At 69.8% G+C, this 21,237-nt stretch carries 21 protein-coding genes; 10 read left to right on the plus strand and 11 right to left on the minus strand.

Going from position 1 to position 21,237, the window contains the following annotated elements:
• Positions 1 to 41: 41 nt before the first annotated feature.
• Entirely contained in the window at positions 42 to 308 is a 267-nt protein-coding gene (locus ACZ45C_RS11950) for a DUF7513 family protein (RefSeq protein ID WP_460562470.1), read from the minus strand.
• The gene (locus ACZ45C_RS11955) at positions 305 to 2,011 is read right to left on the minus strand and encodes a Na+/H+ antiporter NhaC family protein (protein WP_460562468.1); all 1,707 of its coding nucleotides are present in this window, start codon (positions 2,009 to 2,011) and stop codon (positions 305 to 307) included. Before ACZ45C_RS11955 ends, ACZ45C_RS11950 begins: the two co-directional genes overlap by 4 nt.
• A gap of 320 nt (positions 2,012 to 2,331) precedes the next feature.
• On the opposite strand from ACZ45C_RS11955, the gene ACZ45C_RS11960 reads away from it, so the two are divergent.
• From ACZ45C_RS11960 to ACZ45C_RS11985, 6 genes are all read left to right on the plus strand, one after another.
• Positions 2,332 to 2,802: a 30S ribosomal protein S15 gene (locus tag ACZ45C_RS11960; protein WP_460562466.1), complete on the plus strand. Its 471-nt coding sequence runs from the start codon at positions 2,332 to 2,334 to the stop codon at positions 2,800 to 2,802.
• A 58-nt stretch (positions 2,803 to 2,860) separates the two neighbouring features.
• The gene (locus ACZ45C_RS11965) at positions 2,861 to 4,078 is read left to right on the plus strand and encodes an exonuclease RecJ (protein ID WP_460562464.1); all 1,218 of its coding nucleotides are present in this window, start codon (positions 2,861 to 2,863) and stop codon (positions 4,076 to 4,078) included.
• Positions 4,075 to 4,440, plus strand: a complete 366-nt coding sequence (locus ACZ45C_RS11970) for a KEOPS complex subunit Pcc1 (RefSeq protein WP_460562462.1) — start codon at positions 4,075 to 4,077, stop codon at positions 4,438 to 4,440. Before ACZ45C_RS11965 ends, ACZ45C_RS11970 begins: the two co-directional genes overlap by 4 nt.
• Positions 4,437 to 5,084 carry a 30S ribosomal protein S3ae gene (locus ACZ45C_RS11975; protein WP_460562460.1) on the plus strand — a complete coding sequence of 216 codons (648 nt, stop codon included), beginning with the start codon at positions 4,437 to 4,439 and terminating at the stop codon, positions 5,082 to 5,084. Before ACZ45C_RS11970 ends, ACZ45C_RS11975 begins: the two co-directional genes overlap by 4 nt.
• A 179-nt stretch (positions 5,085 to 5,263) precedes the next feature.
• A complete protein-coding gene (locus ACZ45C_RS11980) occupies positions 5,264 to 5,542 on the plus strand; it encodes a DNA-directed RNA polymerase subunit L (protein WP_460562458.1) in 279 nt (92 codons plus the stop codon).
• 115 nt (positions 5,543 to 5,657) lie between these two features.
• Positions 5,658 to 6,686: a glycosyltransferase family 4 protein gene (locus ACZ45C_RS11985; RefSeq protein ID WP_460562506.1), complete on the plus strand. Its 1,029-nt coding sequence runs from the start codon at positions 5,658 to 5,660 to the stop codon at positions 6,684 to 6,686.
• Positions 6,687 to 6,709: 23 nt separating this feature from the next.
• Here the strand turns inward: ACZ45C_RS11985 and ACZ45C_RS11990 are convergent, their stop codons facing one another.
• Together ACZ45C_RS11990 and ACZ45C_RS11995 are read right to left on the minus strand one after the other, a co-directional pair.
• On the minus strand, positions 6,710 to 7,027 hold the full coding sequence (locus ACZ45C_RS11990; protein ID WP_460562456.1) for a DUF7510 family protein: 318 nt from the start codon (positions 7,025 to 7,027) through the stop codon (positions 6,710 to 6,712).
• Positions 7,028 to 7,158: 131 nt separating this feature from the next.
• A complete protein-coding gene (locus ACZ45C_RS11995; RefSeq protein ID WP_460562454.1) occupies positions 7,159 to 8,355 on the minus strand; it encodes an MFS transporter in 1,197 nt (398 codons plus the stop codon).
• 115 nt (positions 8,356 to 8,470) lie between these two features.
• Between ACZ45C_RS11995 and ACZ45C_RS12000 the strand changes: the two genes are divergently transcribed.
• From ACZ45C_RS12000 to ACZ45C_RS12010, 3 genes are read left to right on the plus strand one after another with little or no spacing between them, the layout of a single operon-like run.
• Positions 8,471 to 9,745 (plus strand): Single-stranded DNA binding protein, encoded by a 1,275-nt coding sequence (locus ACZ45C_RS12000; RefSeq protein WP_460562452.1) that lies wholly within the window; start codon positions 8,471 to 8,473, stop codon positions 9,743 to 9,745.
• Entirely contained in the window at positions 9,742 to 11,304 is a 1,563-nt protein-coding gene (locus tag ACZ45C_RS12005) for an RPA family protein (RefSeq protein ID WP_460562450.1), read from the plus strand. The genes ACZ45C_RS12000 and ACZ45C_RS12005 overlap by 4 nt, the downstream gene beginning before the upstream one ends.
• On the plus strand, positions 11,304 to 12,089 hold the full coding sequence (locus ACZ45C_RS12010; protein WP_460562448.1) for a metallophosphoesterase: 786 nt from the start codon (positions 11,304 to 11,306) through the stop codon (positions 12,087 to 12,089). The genes ACZ45C_RS12005 and ACZ45C_RS12010 overlap by 1 nt, the downstream gene beginning before the upstream one ends.
• Positions 12,090 to 12,108: 19 nt before the next feature.
• Here ACZ45C_RS12010 and ACZ45C_RS12015 read toward each other — a convergent pair whose 3' ends face one another.
• The 4 genes from ACZ45C_RS12015 to ACZ45C_RS12030 form a co-directional block, all read right to left on the minus strand.
• On the minus strand, positions 12,109 to 12,570 hold the full coding sequence (locus ACZ45C_RS12015) for a hypothetical protein (protein WP_460562446.1): 462 nt from the start codon (positions 12,568 to 12,570) through the stop codon (positions 12,109 to 12,111).
• Positions 12,567 to 13,727, minus strand: coding sequence for a thiolase family protein (locus ACZ45C_RS12020; protein WP_460562444.1), 1,161 nt, complete (start codon positions 13,725 to 13,727; stop codon positions 12,567 to 12,569). The genes ACZ45C_RS12015 and ACZ45C_RS12020 overlap by 4 nt, the downstream gene beginning before the upstream one ends.
• A 74-nt stretch (positions 13,728 to 13,801) precedes the next feature.
• A complete protein-coding gene (gene mutL, locus ACZ45C_RS12025; protein ID WP_460562442.1) occupies positions 13,802 to 16,114 on the minus strand; it encodes a DNA mismatch repair endonuclease MutL in 2,313 nt (770 codons plus the stop codon).
• 122 nt (positions 16,115 to 16,236) lie between these two features.
• Positions 16,237 to 17,283 (minus strand): glutathione S-transferase family protein, encoded by a 1,047-nt coding sequence (locus ACZ45C_RS12030; RefSeq protein WP_460562440.1) that lies wholly within the window; start codon positions 17,281 to 17,283, stop codon positions 16,237 to 16,239.
• 203 nt (positions 17,284 to 17,486) lie between these two features.
• On the opposite strand from ACZ45C_RS12030, the gene ACZ45C_RS12035 reads away from it, so the two are divergent.
• On the plus strand, positions 17,487 to 18,785 hold the full coding sequence (locus ACZ45C_RS12035) for an NAD(P)/FAD-dependent oxidoreductase (RefSeq protein WP_460562438.1): 1,299 nt from the start codon (positions 17,487 to 17,489) through the stop codon (positions 18,783 to 18,785).
• Between the two features lie 79 nt (positions 18,786 to 18,864).
• On the opposite strand, the gene ACZ45C_RS12040 is transcribed toward ACZ45C_RS12035, so the two are convergent.
• The 3 genes from ACZ45C_RS12040 to ACZ45C_RS12050 form a co-directional block, all read right to left on the minus strand.
• Complete coding sequence (locus ACZ45C_RS12040; RefSeq protein ID WP_460562435.1) at positions 18,865 to 19,311, minus strand: Hsp20/alpha crystallin family protein; 447 nt, start codon at positions 19,309 to 19,311, stop codon at positions 18,865 to 18,867.
• 3 nt (positions 19,312 to 19,314) lie between these two features.
• Entirely contained in the window at positions 19,315 to 19,470 is a 156-nt protein-coding gene (locus ACZ45C_RS12045; RefSeq protein WP_460562433.1) for a DUF7559 family protein, read from the minus strand.
• Between the two features lie 131 nt (positions 19,471 to 19,601).
• A complete protein-coding gene (locus ACZ45C_RS12050) occupies positions 19,602 to 21,176 on the minus strand; it encodes a sensor histidine kinase (RefSeq protein WP_460562431.1) in 1,575 nt (524 codons plus the stop codon).
• Positions 21,177 to 21,237 lie beyond the last annotated feature (61 nt).

A 21,237-nucleotide genomic window follows, 5' to 3' on the forward strand; every position in this document is an offset into this window, starting at 1 on the left:
GCGTGCGGCCACCGGCCGAGGCGATCAGGTGGATCCGACGGTCAGAACGCGCTCTCACCCACCGTCTTGCGGTAGGTACCCGTTCCGCGCCGCTCGCCCGCGTCCCACGTCTCGACGTCGACGAGCACGCGGGTGTCCACCGCGTCGGCCGGGGCCTCCTCAATCTGCAGCGTCGAGTCGCCGATGCGGGCGACCGCCGTCTCGCCCTCGCGGCCGGTCACCATCACCTCGATCGTCTCGCCCGGCTCGTAGTCGGGCGTCGAACTCCGGAACGACCAGCCGGCGAGGAACTTGTCGAAGACGCTCATGCGCGCGACACCTCCTCAGAGGTCCGGTCGGGGATGTACTCCCGCCCGAAGCCGGTCACCGCCGCGATCAGGAAGACGATCACGAGGAACCAGCCGTGGAAGACGTACGGCACGGCCTGTATCGGGTTGACGACCATCTCGGGGCCGTACTCCGCGCCGAGTCCGTTCGGGCCGACCATCACCTGGTACCCGACGAGAACGCCGCCGGCCCACGGGAAGATGTAGCCGAGCGCCGACGTGTTGGCGTCCAAGATGTTCGCCCGTCGGTACCCGTTGATGTTGAACTTCTCGCCGATCCGTGCGATGTACGGCGCGATCGCGATCTCGGCGGCGGTGTTGATCGTGATCATGCCGTTGATCGCGGCGGTGCCGAGCACCATCGTCACCTCGGCGCGGCGGACGGTCGTCGCGACCGAGTTCAACAGGAACTCCAAGATCGCCTTGAACCCGCCGCCGCGGATCATGATCCGCGCCATCCCGACGATCAGGAGGGTGAGGACGATGAGCGGGAAAAATCCGATCGCGCCGGCGTAGAGGCTCCCGCCCACGCCGGCGGTCTCACCGACCGCGACGAACGGGAGCGAGGTGAACGCCCCCTCCTCGGTCACCGTGAACACGAGGATGTCGGACACGGAAGAGAGCCCGAACGCGAGGTTGAACGCGATCGCGACGATCAGTCCCCACGAGATCGCCTCGACGATGTGCCGGCCGGCGACCGCGGTCGCGATGACCACGCCCATTGAGATCAGATGAACCAGTCCGGGCGCAGTCGCGGACTCGCGGAGCGCGGCTGCGCCCTCGAGGCTCGCGCCGGAGAGCACCGACCCCATTACGAGGTACGCGACGAATGCCGGCACCGCGGCGAGGATCGCGTACTTGAACCGCGAGGCGACGACGCCGCCGATGTCGGCGTCCTGCGTCACCGCGCTCACGATCGTGGTGTCGCTCACAGGCGCGAGGTTGTCGCCGAAGACGGCCCCCGACAGGATCGCGGCGAACAGCAGGACGGGGTTCGCACCGATGAGGACGCCGGCGGGGAAAAACAGCGTCACGAACGCGACGGTCGCGCCGTATCCCGTGCCGATGCCCGTCGCGAGCAGGCCACAGAGGACGAACGCGGCCGCCGGAAACGTCGCCGCGCCGACGTTCAACGCGTCGGCGGCGTAGATGAGTCCCTCGACGAACCCGCCGACCTGCAGGGTCTCTGCGAACATGCCGGCCCACAGCCACGCGACGATCGCCGTCGCCGCGACGCGCTGGGTCATACCCTCGAAGATGGTGTTCGCGTACGCCTTCCAGTCGCCGCGCACGAAGAACATCCCGAGGATCGTTCCGAGCAGCGCGCCGATCACGAGGCCGTTGGTGTCGCCGATGCCGAGCACGCCGCTCTGGAAGATCGCCCAGAGGATGAAGACGGCGAGCGGGATCGTGCTGGCCCACTTCCCGCCGTAAAAGGAGATCCGCGGTCCGACCGCGGCGTCCGGGTCGTCCGAGAATCCGCCGTCCGCGACCGCGATTGGCTCGTCTCCGCGACCGCCGGCGTCGGTGCTCGTCTCGACTCCGTCTCCGCTGCGCCTCGGTTCGACGTCACGCGATCTGTCGCCTCGCGGCTCGCCGCTCGGTGATGCGTCGTCTAGCGGGGCGTCGTCCGGCGGGGCGTCGTCGGTTCGATCCGTCGAATCGTCGTCGGGTGGGTTGATCATGTGTCTCTCCCACACGCTCTGTGCCAGACGATCCACCTAAATCCTCGTTTCTGTGCCGCGGCCGAGCCACACGAACACCCTTAAGAACCTCGGCGGCGACCGGACGAACGGGAACAGCACAGCCGCAGATCCGACGCGCCGGGGCCTCTTCGCCCGCGGCTTGGGAATGTGGCAGTGCACCGACGCTTCCGGCGTCGCGGCCCGGACCGATCCGCGAGCGCGGACCGGTCTGTCAGGGCGCTCGCAGCCGCGAGTACCCGGTAGCCGCGTCGCGCGGAGTCGCGGTCACGTTGTGGTTGTGCCGTTCCAATTTCAAAACAATGGCACGAATGCACACGCGCCGTCGCGGTTCGTCCGGTTCGGACAAGCCGGCGACGGACGAGAACCCGGAGTGGAGCGACGTCGACGCCGAGGACATCGAGTCCCGCGTCGTCGAACTGGCGGAGCAGGGCCACGACCCCAGCGTCATCGGACTCAAACTCCGTGACGAGGGCGTCAAGGGCGTCCCGGTCCCCGACGTGAAGCTGGCGACCGGCAAGAAGCTCACCGAGATCCTCGAAGAGCACGACGCCGGCTCGGAGTACCCCGAGGACCTCCGCAACCTGATGGAGCAGGCCGTCCGCCTGCGCGAGCACATGAGCGAGAACGGACAGGACTACCAGAACAAGCGCGCGCTCCAGAACACGGAGTCGAAGATCCGCCGTCTCGCGAACTACTACCGCGGCGACGAGATCGACGAGGAGTTCACGTACACCTACGAGCGCGCCGCCGAGCTGCTCGCCGACGAGTAGCTCCGCCGCCGAACACACGAACGCACCGACAGACGCGCAGACACGACACAGTCCGACCATGACCGAAGCGACATCCGCCGCGCCCGCCCCCGACGCCCTCGCCGGCGTCCTCGCCGACGCGCCGTTCGTCCGGCTCGTCGCGACCGACGACGGCGACGCGCTCGCAGCCGCCGGGCTGCTCGCCAGGGCGCTCCGAGCGACCGGTACGCCGTTTCAGGTCCGCGTCTCTCGCGATCCCGTCGTCGACGATATCGACGACGGCGTCGCGGTAACCCTCGGAACCGACCGTGGATCCCGCGCGATACCGGGGACGGCCCGGCCGGCGAGCGCGGACGCGTTCGCCGTCGCCCGTCGGCTGGGCGTCGATCCCGACCCGGTCGTCGCGCTCGCGGGCGTGACCGCCGCCGGCTCCGTTCCCGGTACGGACGGGTCGGGTGACGCCCTCGACGCGGCCGAACGGAACGGTCTGGTCGAACGACGTCCGGGGATCGCGGTTCCGACTGCGGAGTTCGCGGACGATCTCGCGGCCTCGACACTCGTGCGGACGCCGTACTCCGGCGATCCGGAGGGGTCCCGTTCGGCCCTCGCCGACCTCGGCCTCCCGGCCGAGACGGACGAGGACGCCCACCAGAGACTTGCGTCGCTCGTCGCCGTCGACGTCGTCGACGCCGAGGGCGCGACCGCCCGGTCGGCCTCGGCGGTCGAGCGCGCGCTCCGCCCGTACGCGACGGTCGGCGACGCGGCACCGGTCGAGACCGTCGGCGGCTACGCCGACGTGCTCGACGCGCTCGCCCGCGAGGCCCCCGGCACGGGGATCGCGCTCGCGCTCGACGCCGACCCGAACGACGGCGTTCGGACCGCGGCGCTCGACGCGTGGCGGGCGCACGGACTCGCGGCACACCGTGCGCTGGACACCGCGACGATCGGCCGGTACGACGGCTGCGTCGTCGCCCGCGTCGGGACGGTCGAGACGGCGGACGACGGCCCCGGTGCGACGCGCGCCGTCCTCCCGACCGTCGCCCGGCTGCTCCGCGACTTCCGGTCGCCCGAACCGGTGGCCGTCGCGGTCGACGAGTCGAGCGGTCGGCTCGCGGTCGCCGCGACGGAGTCGACGGGACTGGGAGACGCCTGTCGATCGGTCGCGACCGATCTCGCCGCCGTCGGCTGGGGGACCGCCGATCGCGGCGGGATCGCGGTCGACGGTGCGGACGCCGCCGGAACCGAGACCGACGCCGACATCACGGGCGCGCTCGCCGCGCTCAGGGAGGCGCTATGACGGGGTTCGAGTCCACCGACGCCGCGCGCACCGACGCGGACCGCACCGCGGCCGCGTCGACCCGGACGGCGACCGTCCGGACGACGCACGACGACGCCGCGCTCGTCGCGGCCGCGCTCGCGCCCGACGACACCGAGTCGATGACGACGCGGGTCGACGGCGACGCGATCACCTGCGAGATCGAGCGAGCGAAGACCGGCGGGCTCAACGCGACCGCGGACGACTACGTCGTGAACCTGCACGTCGCAGACCGGATCGCCGAACGCGCGCGAGCGCACCTCGCCGCCGGCGATTCACACGCAGAGACAGACACCGAAGACGGCACGAACGCCGCAGACACCGAAGACACATCCAACACATGAGCGAACGATCCGTATCCAAGAGCAGAGAACAGAAGCGCTGGTACAGCGTACTCGCGCCCGAACAGTTCGACCGACAGGAGATCGGCGAGACCCTCGCCGAGGAGCCCCAGCAGGTCGTCGGCCGCACGATCACGACGACGCTCGGCGAACTCACCGGCGACTCCGGCGCGAACAACACGAAGCTGACCTTCAAGATCACCGACGTCGGCAGCGACACGGCGTACACCGAGTTCATCAAATACGAGTTGACGCGCGATTACCTGCGCTCGCTCGTGCGTCGCGGAGCCTCGAAGGTCGAGGCGTCGATCACCGTGTTGACGACCGACGACTACCGGATCCGCGTCCAGCCCGTCGCGCTGACGACGAAGAAGGCCGACCGGTCCCAGGAGAAGGCCATCCGCCGAGTCATGATCGACAAGGTCCACGCGGCCGCCGACGACCGGACCTTCGAATCGTTCGTCGACGCGATCGTCGACGGGAATCTCTCGTCGGCCGTCTACGGCGAGGCGAAGACTATCTACCCGCTGCGCCGCGTCGAGGTCCAGAAGCTGACCCTTGAGGCGCGACCGTCCGAGGTCGCCGCCGAGGAGGAGGCCGCCGTCGACGTCGACGCCGACGAAGTCGCGGTCGACGCCGACGAGTAGTCGACGCCGCCTTCCGACGTTCTCCGTTTATTTCCCTTCGCCAGCGGCCGCGCTTTCCTCGCCGTATCGGACCGCTCGCATCGGTGTTCGGACCCAGCGGAGGCCCCGAGAGGGCGTCCCACAACCGCCGCGATCCGAGAGACGAAACCTTGAAACGCCGCTCGCCCGAGGTTTCGAGCATGGAACTGCGGGTCATCGAAAAGACCGACACGGAACTCCGCATCGAAGTCGCCGGTGAGGATCACACCTTCATGAACGTGCTGAAGGGCGTCCTGTTGGAGACCGAGGACGTCGCGGCCGCGACTTACGACGTGAACCCCGAGCAGTCCGGCGGACAGACGGAGCCGGTGTTGACGGTGAAATCCGAGTCCGGCGACCCGCTCGATCTGGTCGGCGAGGCGGCCGACTCGATCACGGACCAGACGGCGGCGCTTCGCGACGCGGTGCGGGCGGCCTGACCGGTCCGGACTCCGGACCGCGTCGCGGCGTCGGTTTCGCCATCTTGTCGAGCGAACGAGGGGCATACCTAAGTGGTGACTCACGAAACGAGTGGATATGCCGCCGAGCGTACTCATGTTGGGATGGGGGTATCCGCCGAACATCACCGGCGGCCTCGACGTCCACGTCGGTGAACTGTTCGCCGGGCTCCGCGACGACCTCGGGGTCGACGCCACCCTGGTGTTGCCCGCGGAGTTCGCGCCGGACGACGAGCCGGGGCTCGAACCGGTCGAGACGGGCGAGGGCGACGTCGCCACCCGGGTGGAGCGACTCAGCGACCGGTTCGCCGAACTCGCGTCCGACCGCGACGTGATCCACACGCACGACTGGTTCGGCTACGCGCCCGGCAGACAGGCCGCCCGCGCGTCGGACGCGACGTGGGTGTCGTCGTTCCACTCGCTCGCGAGCGACCGCAACATCGACCCGCCGAAACGCGAGGTCGAGACGGAGCGCCGGCTCGCGAACGCGGCCGATACGAACATCGCCGTCAGCGAGATCGTCCGCGGGGACATCCGCGAGCTGTACGATGCCGACGCCCGCGTCGTGTACAACGGCTTTTCCACGCCGACGTTCTCCGGGAAAGACGTCCGCGCGGACCTCGGGATCGACGGCGAGATGCTGTTTTTCGTGGGTCGTCACACGGACCAGAAGGGGATATCGCACCTGCTGTACGCGATGAAGAAGCTCCACGGACGCGACACCACGCTCGTCGTCGGCGGGTCCGGCCACCAGACCGAGCAGCTGAAGCGGTTCGCCGAACTGCTGGACATCGACGACCGCGTCGAGTTCGTCGGGTACGTCCCCGAGGAGGAACTCGGCGACTACTACGCCGCCGCCGACGCGTTCGTCTCGCCGTCCTTCGCGGAACCGTTCGGGATCACGATCACCGAGGCGCTGGAGGCGGGCACGCAGGTCGTCGCGACCCCGTCCGGCGTCGCGGAGGTGCTCCCCGACGGCTGTCTCGTCGAGGTCCAGACGGACTCGGAGTCGATCGTGGAGGGGCTCATCACCGCGCTCGACCGCGAGGAACCGCCGGCGTACGAGCGCCGCGAGTGGTCGGCGGTCGCCGAGGACACGCTGGCGGTGTACGAGGACGTGGCGTAAGGGTATCGCGATCGTGTTGCCGACTACTCGCCGCCTCGGAACACGTCGAACGCGGTCGCGGCCTCCGGGTGCGTGATCCGGAACCCGTCTACGGTCTCGACCACGCCGCGAGTGCTGCTCGCGGTGCCGCCGTACGGACTCTCCTCCCCGTCGATTCCGCTTCCGCCCTGATACGGCGAGGTGTACGGCGACTCCGACACCGGCTCGTCGAAGCCCTCGGGCGGAAGGTAGATCCGTTCGCCCCCCGTCGATCGGACGACGACGGCGACGTCGCGGGTTCCGGTCACGTCGATGACGGTACGGTCGCCCGTGACGCGCGCGTCGATGTCTATCTCGTCCATGTCTCACGTTGTGGACGGCGGCGGTTTAGCCCTACCGGCCGCATTACTGGAACTCGGCCGGACGTGGTCGCGGCGCGCCCGTGTGTCGCCCCGTCCGCGGCGTGCGAGTGCAACCGTTCGGAGACCGGAAGTCAGTCGCCGTCCACGCGCAGCGCCACGACCGCGACGCCGCCGGCAACGACGGCGACCGCGAAGAACGCCTCGTCGAAGTACCCGGCGTCCGCGACCGCGCCGAACACGGCCGGACTGGCCGCGCCGAACGCGAGGTAGACCGTCCGAAGCGCGCCGAGGCTCGTTCCCCGCGTCCCGTCCGGAAGCCGGTTCGTGAGGTCGGACACCACGACCGTCTCGAACCCGAGGAGCCCGCTCGCGAGAACGGTCACGGGGATGAACGCCCGGATCCCCTCGACGAGCGGGAGCGCGACGAACGCCGCGCCGGCCGCGCCGGCGATCACCAGCAGCGGCCGGCGGATTCCGATCCGGTCGTACGCCCGTCCCGCGATCGGTTTCCACACCATCCCGAGCGAGAAGAAGAACCCGAACAGGACCGTCGCCGTCCGTCTCGGGACCGCCTTCTGTTCGATCAGATACGTCGGGTAAAACCCCATGAACGCCTGAATGATGACCGCCCACAACACGAGCAGCAGCGTCCCTCGTCGGACCGCCGGTCGAGACAGCGTCGCGATCACGTCCTCGACGGGGATGGCGTCGCGCAGCGAGGGTTCCGTCGCGGTCGGCCGCGGGAGCACGAGCCACAGTCCGACCGCCGCGACGAGGAAGAGCGGCACGGCGACGCCGAACCCGTACTGCCACGTCAGTGCGGCCGCGATGAACCCCGCCGCCGGCGGCATCACGGCGTTCCCGACGTCACCGGCGGCCATCGTGACGCCCGTCGCCGTGCCGAGATTGTCCGAGTACACTGTCTCCAAGACCGTGAACCGGGAGACCCCATACAGCGCCGTCGCGCCGCCGAACAGCGCCGTCGCCGCGTACAACACCGCCGCCGAATCGGCGATGACGACGAGCGCGAGCATCGCCGCGGCGAGCAGTTGACTGGCGACGAGTAGCGGGCGGTCGCCAAGCCAGTCACCGAGGATTCCGGCGGGAAGCTGTCCGAGCGCGTACGCGGTCCACAGCACGGTCAACAGGAGGCCGGCGGTCGTCAGCGTGAGTCCGTACGTCTCGCGGATGTACGGCAGAAGCGCCGGGTAGACCATCCGGACGCTGATAGAGAGGAACCAGCCGAACGCGACGACGACGAGTATCCTGCCGCGTCCCTCGCTCCGGAGGTCTCGGACGACGCTTGCGGCTGTCGAAACGTACCCCACGTGATCACCTTCGTGGCTCGGGGTTCGCCGTCGAGTGGTTTGAGTCTTCGCGTGTCGGCGTGCGACTCCTCTCCGTGGTGAATCCTTTTGTGCGGTCGCGCCGAACCTCGGGGCGATGGATGTCAACAGCCATGCCGAGGAACTCGCCTCCGACCTCGGCGTCGACAAAGAGGAGGTCAAAGCCGACCTGCAGAACTTACTGGAGTACAGCGTCCCGATAGACGAGGCGAAACAGAGCGTCCGTCGGAAACACGGCGGCGGAGACGGCGGATCGGCCCCGACGCCAGACGCGGTCGACGTCGACGAGATCACGACCGACCACGACGGCGTGACGGTCACCGTTCGGGTGCTCACGCAGGGGACGCGCACCATCCGCTACCAGGGCGACGACCTCACGATCCGCGAGGGGGAACTCGCCGACGAGACCGGTGTCGTCTCCTACACCGCGTGGCAGGACTTCGGCTTCGAGCCGGGCGACTCGCTGACGATCGGCAACGCCGGCGTCCGCGAGTGGGACGGCGAGCCGGAACTCAACCTCAACGACTCCACCACCGTCGCGATCGCCGAGGAGTCGGTCGAGGTCGACCGCGAGGTCGGCGGTGACCGGTCCCTCGTCGACATCCGGGCGGGCGACCGCGGCCGCAACGTCGAGGTCCGCGTGCTGGAGGCCGACGAGAAGACGATCTCCGGACGCGACGGCGAGACGGAGATCGTCGAGGGCGTCGTCGGCGACGAGACAGCGAAGCTCCCCTTCACCGACTGGCAGCCGCGATCCGAGATCGAGGTCGGCGCCGACCTCCGGATCGAGGACGTGTACGTCCGCGAGTTCCGCGGCGTCCCCTCGATCAATCTCACCGAGTTCTCGACGGTGACGCCGCTCCCCGATCCCGTCTCGGTCGCGACCGACGCCCCGCGGCTCTCCGTCTCCGACGCGGTCGACTCCGGCGGCATGTTCGACGTCGAGGTCGTCGGCAACGTCCTCGAAATCCGGGACGGCTCCGGGCTCATCGAGCGCTGCCCGGAGTGCGGCCGCGTCGTCCAGAACGGCCAGTGTCGGAGCCACGGCGCCGTCGACGGCGACGACGACCTGCGCGTGAAGGCGATCCTCGACGACGGCACCGACACGGTCACCGTCGTCCTCGACGACGAGTTGACCGCCGAGGTGTACGGCGGTGGACTCGACGACGCGCTGTCGGCGGCACAGGACGCGATGGACAAGTCGGTCGTGTCCGACGCCATCGCCGACTCGGTGGTCGGACTGGCCTATCGCGTCCGCGGGAACCTCTCCGTGGATGAGTACGGGGCCACGCTCGACGCGACGGAGTTCACGGTCGCGGACGACGACCCGGCGGACGCCGCCCGCGCCGCGCTCGCGGAGGTGGGCGAATGAGCGCCGACGGCCCGGGAACGCGCGAGGTCGCACGACGCGTGTTCGCCGCCGAGTTCGACGACGCCTCGCTCTCGTACTCCGAGAGCGACGAGGAGCGCGCCCCGAACTACGTGGTCACGCCGACGGGGGCGCGCGTGAACCGGCTGTTCGTCGCTGGCGTGCTCACCGAGGTCGAGCGCGTCAACGACGAGACGCGCCGCGGGCGCGTCGTCGACCCCACCGGCGCGTTCGTCACCTACGCCGGCCAGTATCAGCCGGAGGCACAGACCTTCTTGGAGCGCGCCGACCCGCCGGCGTTCGTCGCGCTCACCGGAAAGGCGCGAACCTTCGAGCCCGAGGACTCGGACCGCGTGTTCACCTCGGTTCGACCGGAGAGCCTCAGCGAGGTCGACGCCGACACCCGCGACCGGTGGGTCGTCTCCGCCGCGGAGGCGACGCTCGACCGGCTCGCGGTGTTCGAGATGGCCCTCGACTCCGACCTCCGCGGCGAGGAACTCCGCGCCGGGCTGGAGGCGGGCGGCGCACCGGCGGCGCTGGCGGACGGGATCCCGCGAGCGATCGCTCACTATGACACCACGACCGCCTACGTCGAGGCCGTCCGCCGACTCGCGGTCGACGCGCTCGAGATGATCGCGGGCGACCGCGACGAGGTTCGCCCCCTCGATGTCGACCCCGACGAGGGAGACGCGACGGCGATCGGTCCGCTTCCGGACACCGACGTAACGGTCGAGGCGTCGTCCGAACCGACCGGAGACGACCCGACTCCGGACGAGGACGTAAGCCCCGAGTCGGAACCGTCCGACGACGAGGGCGACGCCGAACCGATCGCGGACACCGGCGTATCGACCGGTCCGGTGACCGACGAACCGTCCGCGTCGGACTCCGGTTCGGCCGGTGGATCCGATCCTCACTCCGGCGGGGGCGACCCGGACGCGGTGATCGATGCCGCCGACGCCGATTCTGACGCCGCCGAAACCGCCGACTCCGTCGATCCAGACGACGCCGGGCTCGGCGATTTCGACGCCGGGGACGGATCGGACCCCGACAGCGACGGGGACGGATCGGACCCCGACAGCGACGGGGACGCGACCGCGGACCCCGACGCAGACGACATGTACCAGCTCGACGACGAGGAGCGCGAGGAGATCGAGTCCGAGTTCGGAACCGACTTCGCGACCGGGACCGAGGTCGACGATCCCGGCGAGGCCGACATCGACGTGCCCGACCCGGAGGAACTCGCCGAGGAGCCGGTCGACGATCCCTCGTCGACGACGGACGACGAGACCGGGACCGACTCCGTCGAGGCCGACTCCGCCGAGTCCGCGACCGCCGGCGGCCCGGAGGCGGACGCCGACGGCGACGAGGTCGATCTCGAAGCCGCGGCGGTCGCGGCGATGGGAGACCTCGACGACGGCGACGGGGCTCCCCGCGAGGCGGTCGTCGAGCGCGTCGCCGACGAGCACGGCGTCGAACCGGGCGCGGTCGAGGACGCCATCCAGGACGCGCTGATGGGCGGGAAGTGTTACGAGCCCGGCGACGGGGTTCTCAAGCCGATCTGATGGCTCGCGTCGAGCCGGTTGTCGGCGAGCCGGCCGCCGTCGCCGACCTCGGCGGGGAACGCGCACTGCTCGTCGCCGACGTCCACGCCGGCATCGAAGTGGGACTCAGGTACGAGCGCGGCGTCGAACTGAGTTCCCGTGCGGACGAGCGCCGCGAAGGGCTCTGTGACCTCATCGCCGAGACCGACGCGGACCGGCTCGTCGTCCTCGGCGACCTCGCACACCGGATCGGCGCGCCCGACGGCGACGAGCGCGAGGAGTTAGCGGCCCTGATCCGGGCGGTCACCGACCGCGTCCCGATGACGCTCGTCGAGGGGAACCACGACGCGGGCGTCGCGGAGGCGTTCGCCGACCGCGTCGACGTGATCGGGCCGAAGGGCGGCGTGGCCGGCGCCGACAGGGTGACCGGAGACGGCGGTGTCGCCCTCGTACACGGCCACACGTGGCCAGACCCGAAGCTCCTCGACGCCGACGTGGTCTGTATGGGTCACGAGCACCCGCAGGTCAGACTCGAAGACGCGGTCGGCGGCTCGCGCGTCGAGCGCGCGTGGCTCCGGGGAGCGATCGACCCGAACGCGTTCGTCGACGGCGGAGGTGACGATTCGACCGCTTCGGGAGAGCCACCGGAACTCGTCGTCTTCCCGGCGTTCAACGAGCGCTCCGGCGGGACGTGGGTCAACGTCGACGGCCAGTCGTTCCTCGCGCCGTTCCTCCCCGACGCGCTCCCGACCGGGGACGCGTACCTGCTCGATGGGACGCGACTCGGAGAGTTCAGACAGGTGTGACCGGAAAAAGCGAGCGGCGCTACTCGTCGATCGGTCGGAACCGGAACCCGTCCCACTCCTGGCTGTCCGGCTCACGGATCCCCGCGCCGGGGTCACGGAGGTCGTCCGCATGGACCGGCTCGACGTGATCGCCGATGTCGACGTCGAACGGTTCGGCGTCGTCGTCCGACCCGTCGCCGGGCGTCGCGATCTGCCCGAGCGCGCGGACCGGCGGTCCGTCGTATCCGTCGCCCATCTCGAACTCGACTATCGCGAGCGTGTTCGGCTCGCGGACGCCCGGCGGCGTCGCCGTTGAGGTCGTCCACGTGACGACCCGCGCCTCGCGGCCGCGGAGATCGATCGATCCCGTCCGTTCCGCGCCGTTCGGACTCACGGTGTGGGGCGGGTACGTGACAGTCCCGTCCGCGTACTCGGCGGCCTCGAAGGTCGGTTTCTCGTCCGTCTCCTCGCCGCCGTCGGTCCGTGTCTCCTCGTCGGTCATTGGTTGCCCTCCAGAATCGCGGTGGTCACGCAGTTTCCGAACCCGCCGACGTTGCAGGCGAGCCCCGTGTCGGCCTCGACCTGCCGCGGACCGGCGTCTCCGGTGACCTGCTCGAATATCTCGTACACTTGTGCGACGCCGCTGGCCCCGAGCGGATGTCCCTTCGATTTGAGCCCCCCGGAGGTGTTGATCGGGAGGTCGCCGTCCCGATCGGTGACGCCCTCCTCGACCGCCTTCCATCCCTCGCCCTTCTCGAAGAAGCCGAGGTCCTCGCTCTGGAGGAACTCCAAGATCGTGAACATGTCGTGTAGCTCCGCGACGTCGACGTCGTCCGGTCCGATCCCGGCCATCTCGTAGGCGGTCGCAGAGGAGTCGACGACGCCGCCCATCGTCGTCGGGTCGACGCGCTCGTGGACGACGTGCGTGTCGGTCGCGCCACCGATGCCCGAGACGACGGCGTACTCGTCCGCGGGAACGTACTCCTCGGCGACGGACTCTGGACAGAATACGAGCGCCGCGGAGCCGTCCGTGATCGGACAGAAGTCGTAGAGTCGCAGGGGGTCGGCGACGATCGGTGAGTCGAGCACCGTGTCGAGGTCGACCTCCTTCTGGAACTGGGCGTGGGGGTTGTCCACGCCGTTCCGGTGGTTCTTCACGGCGACCTTGCCGAGGCTCTCGCGGGGCGCGTCGTACTCGTCGAGGTAGAGCCGCGCCGTCATCCCCGCGAAGGAAGGGAGCGTGACGCCGTGTTTGTACTCAACCGGATGCGTGAGCGACGCGATCACGTCGGTCGCTTCCGAGGTGGATCGGTGCGTCATCTTCTCGCCGCCGACGAGCAGCGTGAGATCGCTCGCGCCGGACGCGACCGACTGCCACGCCCCGTACACGCCGGCCCCACCGGAGGCGGAGGTCTGGTCGATTCGGGCGGTGTACGCCGGCGTTGCGGCCAAGTCGTGAGCCAGCGCGTTCGAGACGCCCGTCTGTCCCTCGAACTCGCCGCTCGCCATGTTCGAGACGTACAGGTGATCGAGGTCGTCGCCGTCGACCCCGGCGTCGTCGAGCGCGGCCGCGCCCGCCTCCGCCAACAGTTCTCGCACCCACGCGTCACGCTGCCCGAACCGGGTCATCGACGCGCCGATGATCGCTACGCGTTCCATATCCGTCGGTTCACGGCGGTCGACTAAAACGTACCTCTCTACGGGCGGGTGAACACGCCAACCGCCGACGCGACTCACTCCGCGCGGCGTCCGGCGTGTCCGGGGTAGTCGCGCTCGAACCGGGAGCCGATCTCCTCGCGGTCGAATCGAATTATCACCGGCCGCCCGTGCGGGCACGCATAGGGGTTCTCGCACGCGTCGAGCCGATCGAGCAGGTCGACGACACGCCCCTCCGTCAGCGAGGTGTTACCGGTGACCGAGGGGTAACACGCCAAGTCCGCGAGCAGTTCGTCGACCACGTCCGCGACGGGCTCGTCGCCGTCGGTCGCCTCGCCGACGAGCGACGAGAGCACGTCGCACAGGAGATCGGGGTCGAGCGCGGCGTCGAAGACCGCGGGCACCGCCTCCACGACGACCTCGCGGTCGCCCGCGCGTTCGGCGCGGAACCCTATCTCGGCGAGGTCGTCCGCGAACTCCGCGAACAGCGCCGCCTCCCGCGCCGTCAGTTCGACGCGGACCGGTTCGGCGAGCGCCTGCGCGTCCGCGCCGTCAGCGAACGTCTCGCGGAGTCGCTCGTAGTTCACGCGCTCGTCGGCGGCGTGTTGGTCGATCAGCACGAGCCCCTCGGGCGTCTCCGCGACCACGTACGTCTCGTGAAGCTGGCCGAGCACCCGCAACGGGGGCAGCGAGTCGTAGCGCCGCTCCTCGGCCGTCGTCCCGCCGCCGAGCGTCGACTGATCCGTCGGCATCGACGAGGCGTCGCCGCCGGGCGTCGAGGCGAGGTCGAGAGCCGATCCGGCGTCGGCGACGGACGGACTCGCCTCCGTGAGGTTCCCTTCGCCCGACTCTGACCGCTCGGTCCGGGGAGACGGGCGATCGGTCGGAGCCGACGCCGTCGCGGTGTCGTCCGCGGTCGCCGACGGTTCACCGTCTGACTCCGCCGCTGCGGTCTCCGTCGTCGGATCTGTCGTCGGTGAATCCCTCGTCGGATCTGTCGTCGCCGTCCCTTCGTCGGATCCAGCTCCGACTTTTCGGTCAGTCGTCTCGTGGTCGACACTCGCGGTCGCCTCTGACCGTCGGTCGTCGCCGCTGTCCGGAGATCCGGTTCCGTCGATGTCGTCGACCGCCCACGCGTCCGCGTCGGTGGGGTCGAGTTCGGCGGCTCCGCCGGTCCGATCGTCGGTCTCCTCGCGCCCGGCCCCGCCCGACTCGCGTTCGGTTCCGTTCGCGCTCGTGGCCTCCTCGCGGTTCTCGCGCGCCGCCCGCTCGTGTTCGGTTCCGGCGCCGCCGACGGCGGCGTGGTCGGACGACTCCGGACGGACCGCCGTCTCGTCCGGCGCGGACTGCCCGCGGGGAGCGGTCGATCGGATCAGCCCGTGATCGAGGAGCGCCGACTCGACGGCGGTCTCGACGGCCGACCGCACCGCCGGCTCCTCGTCGAACCGGACTTCGAGCTTTCGGGGATGGACGTTCACGTCGACGTCGCCGGGCGGAACCGTCACGAACAGCACCGCGAACGGGTACCGGTCGGGCGCGAGCTGGCCGCCGTACGCCTCGAGCGTCGCCTCGCGGAGGGCGCTCGCGGTCACGTACCGGTCGTTGACGTACGTCGAGAGGTACTCGCGGGTCGACCGCGTCGTCTCCGGGTGCGAGACGAGCCCGGTCACGCGCTCGACGGGGGAAGCGTCGTCGTCCGGCGTCCACTCGACGTCGACCATCGACTCGGCGACCTCGCGACCGTACACGGCGAGCACGGCCGACCGAAGGTCGCCGTTCCCCTCGGTGGCAAACGTCTCGCGGCCGTCGTGTTCCAGCGAGACGGAGACGTCGGGGTTCGCGAGCGCGTAGCTCGTCACGACGGTGTTGACGTGGTCGAACTCGGTCGCCGTCCGCTTGAGGAACTTCTTCCGCGCGGGCGTGTTATAAAACAGGTCCTCGACCTCGATGGACGTGCCCGCGGGGCACCCGGCGGGGCGAACCTCACCGACCTCGCCGCCCTCGACCGGTATCTCCGCCCCGGCGTCGGCGTCCGGCGGTCGGGAGCGGACTGTGAGCCGCGAGACGGCTCCGACGGTGTACAGCGCCTCGCCGCGGAAGCCGAGCGTGGCGACGCCGCGGTCGAGGTCGTCGATATCGCCGATCTTCGAGGTGGCGTGTTCCGCGACCGCCGCCTCCAACTGGTCGGCGGGGATCCCGACGCCGTCGTCGCGGACGCGGATCCCCTCGGTGCCGCCGGATTCGACGGCGACGGCGATCCGGCTCGCGCCCGCGTCGAGGCTGTTCTCGACGAGTTCTTTCACGACGCTCGCCGGGCGCTCGACGACCTCGCCGGCCGCGATCCGCTGAACGGTTTGTTCGTCCAGCCGTTCGATGTTCGGCGGCTCCATCGTAGGCACCGGTCGGGGAACCGCGTACTTGAACCCGTTGGGCGTCGCTCGGCTCCGGGACGCGATGCATGGACGGGGCGTTCGAGTCGCGTCCACGGCGACCGCTTCCGCGCAGTCTCGCCTCAGTCCGCGGTGTGCGGGTTCGGCGCGTCGCCACCGAGCCGGTCTCGGTCGTGGGGCGCGTCGAAATCGAGGTCCGGGCCGCGCGCGATGATGCCGGACGGGGTCACGTCCGGGTGGGTCGTGTAGTAGTGCTCTTTGATGTGGTCCATGTTCACCGTCTCTGCGACCCCCGGCGTCTGGTAGAGGTCGCGCAGGTACGGCCAGAGATGCTCGTACTGGTGGATGAACTTCCGGTTGCACATGAAGTGGGTGTGGTACACTTGGTCGAACCGGATCAGCGTGGTGAACATACAGATGTCCGCCTCGGTGAGCGAGTCGCCGACGAGGTAGCGCTGCTCCGACAGCTGGTCGTTCCAGTAGTCTAACGCCTCGAAGAGGTCGTCTATCGCCTCGTCGTAGGCGGTCTGTGATGTGGCGAAACCGGCGCGGTAGACACCGTTATTGATCGGCTCGTAGATCTCCGTGATCACCTCGTCCACGTCGGCGACGGTCACCTCGCCGTCGCTCGCGACCGACTCGTCGTCCGGCAGCAGCGAGACGCCGTTGCCGAGGTCGTCGAACGCGGTCGAGAGCATCCGGAGCACCTCTCTGGACTCGTTGTTGACGATCGTCTCCTCCTCCGTGTCCCACAGCACGGGCACGGTCACGCGACAGGTGGCGTCGGGGTCGGCCTCGACGTACAGTTCGCGGAGGTAGTCGCTGTCGTGGAGCTGGTCGGGCGTGCAGCCGTCCTTCTCGGGGGAGAACTGCCAGCCACCCTCGCCGCGCCACGGGTCCACCACGCTCACGTCGATAGCGTCTTCGAGTCCGAGCAGCGACCGCGCGAGCAGCGTTCGGTGCGCCCACGGGCAGGCGTACGAGACGTACAGGTGGTACCGTCCCGCTTCCGGCTGGAACCGCTCGTCCGGCTCGGCGTCGACGTGGTCCGGCACGTCGCTGCCCGCGATCCAGTTCCGGAACGTCGTCTCTCCTCGCTCGAAGGCCCCCTCCTCGTTCGTGGTCTCGTAGGCGTCCGTGCGCCACTCGCCGTCGACGAGTTGGTTCATACTCGAACGAGGGGCTCTACGCCCATAACGTGGCCGGGGACACGCACGTCACCGGCTCGATCTGCGGCAAGCACGTCACCGGCTCGATCTGCGGCAAGCACGTCACCGGCTCGATCTGCAGCAACCGCGAGCCCGAGTGAGAAGGGAGTTCCATCGGGGGTGACGCCGGTGTCTTTTCGGTGACGCCCGTGCTCTGCCGAGGCGTGATCCACCGAGACGAGCCCCCGGCGGTCGCGGTCGTCGGCGGCGGCGCGGTCGGCGTCACCGCCGCGACCGACCTCGCCGCCCGCGGCGCGGACGTGACCCTGTACGACCGCGGCGACCTCGGGAGCGGGAGCACCGGGCGCGCAGCCGGCGTGCTGTACGACGCCTACGCCGAGGATTTCGACGCCGCGCTCGCCGCGCGGTCGATGGCGCGGTTTCGGGCGTTCGACCGGTCGTTGCCCGGATTCGAGTTCACGCCCAACCCGTACGTCATCGCGGTCCGCGAGGGCGACGCGGACGCCGACGCCGTGCCCGCCATGGTCGAGCGGATGCGCGCGCACGACCGCGACGTGACGCGCGTCGACCCCGCGACGCTCGGCGACCGCTTCCCGATCGCCGCGGATGACCTCGCCGCCGCGGTGGTCGCCGAAAACGCCGGATGGTGTGACCCCGCGAGCTACGTGGCCGCGATGGGGGATCGGGCCTCTCGCGAGGGTGTCGACGTCGAGACGGAGACCGCGGTGAGACTGTCTCGCGTCGGCGACCGGCCGACGCTCCGACCGACTCCCGAGACCGACACTGGATCCGACCCGAGTCGGTGCAGTCGCGCGTTCGACGCGGTCGTCGTCGCCGTCGGCGCGCACACCTCGGAGCTGTTCGCCGACGTCGGCGTCGGCCTGCCGGTCGTGCCCTATCGCGTGCAGGCGCTCGCGGCCGCCGTCCCGTACGACGGACCGATGGTCTACGACGCGACCGCCGGCGTCTACCTCCGCCCGCACCCGACGGGACTCCTCGCCGGAGACGGCACGGAACCGGTGGCGGCCGACCCGAACGGGTACGACCGCGCGGCCGACGACTGGTTCGTCGAATCGGTCTCGGAGACGCTCCGCGAGCGGGTCAGCGACCCCGCGATCGACGAGGGCGGACCGCCGGTGGCTCGCGCGTGGGCCGGCCTCTGTACGGCGACGCCGGACGGCGACCCGCTTGTCGGCCCGGTCGACGGCCTCGACGGTGTCTTCGTCGCCGCCGGCTGGCAGGGACACGGGTTCATGCGCGCGCCCGCTATCGGTGAACACGTCGCTGAGGGCGTGCTGGCGTCGCTCTCCGACGCACGGGCGGGGCACAGCACTCACGAACCGGGATGTGGCGACCGTGAACCGAAACGCGACGGTCCGTGGATCGACGCCCTCGATCCCGGGCGGTTCGACGGGGACGAGACGTTCGAGATAGTCGAGGGGATGACCGTCGAACGCCGAGATGGGGCGAGCGCGGAACGATGCGGTGAGGATGAAGCGTGACCGCGGAACGACGCGCCGATCGGGAACGGCCGCGGTGAGATGGGTCGACTGCGGCGGGCCGAGGCGGTCCCGGGGCCGGTCAGTTGGGGTCGTCGGCCGGATCGTCGTCTGCCGCGTCCTCTTCGACGACCGTCACGTCGCGTGCGGCGTCGGACTTGGGGATCTCTACGTGAAGCGTCCCGTTCCGCGCCAGCGTCGCGTTCGCTCCCTGCGGCGTCACGTTCGCGTCGGCCGGCAGCTCCGCGGTGCCGGACAGCGAGACGCCGCGGCCGGGGAACAGCAGTTCGTAGCCGTCATAGAAGTCGCGGAACCGGTCGAGCGTGACCTCGACGGTGTGATCGAGGAACGTGACGTTCAGGTCCTCGCCTCGCACGCCCGGGGCGTCGAAGACGACGAGATACGAGTCGTCGCTCTCGAGGAGGTCGTACGAGAGCGGGCGACGCTCCTGCATCTTGCTCCAGCCCCGCCCGACGCGTTCGAGGGCCCGCCGGAACGCGGACCGCCCGGCCTCGACGAGTCCGCCCACGGGTCACACCTCGATTTCCGCGAGGTCGCTTCCGCCGCAGTAGGGACACGAGAGGTCCGCGACAGAGTGGTCGTCCGGGACGTCGTAGGTGTAGTGATTCTCGAACATGTCGAGTTCGCAGTCGTCCGACTCGCACGCGACCTCCATAGTCGATGGCATATGTGATACCGTTGGACCGGCGGCGGCTTAAACGACGTGGCGGCGGAACCGACGGGAACCGACTCGCACGCGCCTCGCGAGGACGCCACCGGACCGGCCGGATCTACATCGACACCCGGAGAACCAGCGGTTCAGACCCACTCGACGTCAGTCACCGCTATCCGGGCACCACCGTCGGTCCCGGACGAGGCCTCGACCTCCCAGCCGTGCGCTTCGGCGATCTGCGCCACGATCGGGAGTCCGAACCCCGTGCCGTCCTCCTCGGTGGAGAAGCCCATCTCGAACACGTCGTCGCGGTGGTCCTCCGGGATCCCCGGACCGTCGTCTTCGACGTAGAACCCGCGGCGACCGGTGACGCCCCCCTCGCTCTCGGCGCCTTCGTCGGCAGCGGCTCCGCCGAGTTCGCCGACGGTCACCGTCGCGTCGTCGCCGCCGTGTTCGACGGCGTTTCGCACGAGGTTCTCGACGAGCTGTGCGAGGCGTCTTGGGTCCGCCTCGACGGTTCGGTCGACGTCGACCACCAGCGTCGCGTCCCCCGTGGCGACGTTCCGCCACGCCTGTCTGACGACCGCCGACAGCGACACCGGCTCCGTCTCCGTTATCCGCTCGCCGCTCCGCGCGAGTGTCAGGAGGTCCTCTATGAGCGACTCCATGTGCTCGTGAGCGTCGGCGGCCCGATCGAGGTGCTCGCTGTCGACCTCCTCGCGGGCGAGTTCGACGCGACCGGACGCCACGTTCAGCGGGTTCCGGAGGTCGTGCGAGACGATACTCGCGAAGCGTTCGAGTTCCCGGTTCCGCCGTTCTAACTCCTCTTCGTACCGTTTCCGTTCGGTGATATCGGTGATGAACCCCTCCAACACGGACCGGTCGTCGTCCTCGGGGGTGACGAGCTGTCCCCGCTCCCACACCCACTTGATCGAGCCGTCCTCCGTGCGGATGCGGTAGGTGACCTCGAACTCGGTGCCGGCGCCGATCGCTTCTTGGACGACCTCCCAAATTCGGTCGGCGTCGTCGGGGTGGATGACGTCCTCGCCCCAGACGACCTCGTCGTTCGCGAGTTCCTCCGTTGTGTAGCCGCTGATAGACTCGCTTTCCCCCTTCACGATCTCCATCGGCCACCCCGGCTCGTTCCGACACCGGTAGACGAACCCAGGGAGGTTGCTGATGAGCGTCTCCAGCCGACGGGCGTGATCGGCGTGGCGCTCCGCGGCGTCCGAGCCCGCCTCGGGGCCGACGCCGTCTCGATCGCTCCGACGCGTTCTCGCGACGGCCGACCGAATCGCCTCCGCGAGCGCGTCCGCGTCGGCGGAGCGGTCGCCGTCGACGTTGTCACCGCGGTCCCGGCCGTCACCGTCCGCGGTTTCGGTGGTGTGGCCTCGCGGCACGTACGCCGTGACGCCGGCGGAGACGGCGTCGCTGGCGAGCGCTTCGGACCCGTCGGCCGTGTAGAGTACGAACGGCACGTCCGGCGCGGCGTCTCGCACGCGTTCGAGGAACTCGATCCCGTCCCACTCGGGCGGGCCGTGGTCGGAGACGACGCAGTCGATCGACGCCGAGCGGACCCGTTCGAGCCCCGCCGACGTCGTCGTCACGGTCTCGACGTGCACCTCGCAACCCCGGTCTTCGAGGGCGCTCACGTCGCGGCCGACGACCGCCGGGTCAGTCCCGACGGCGAGGACACCCAGTTCGGCCGGAGCGTCGGACATGTCTCGACCGTTCTCAATCGCCGCGTTAATAGTTAGTGGTTCGACACACCTCGGAGGCGAG

It is taken from the genome of Halorubrum pallidum, assembly GCF_055380345.1.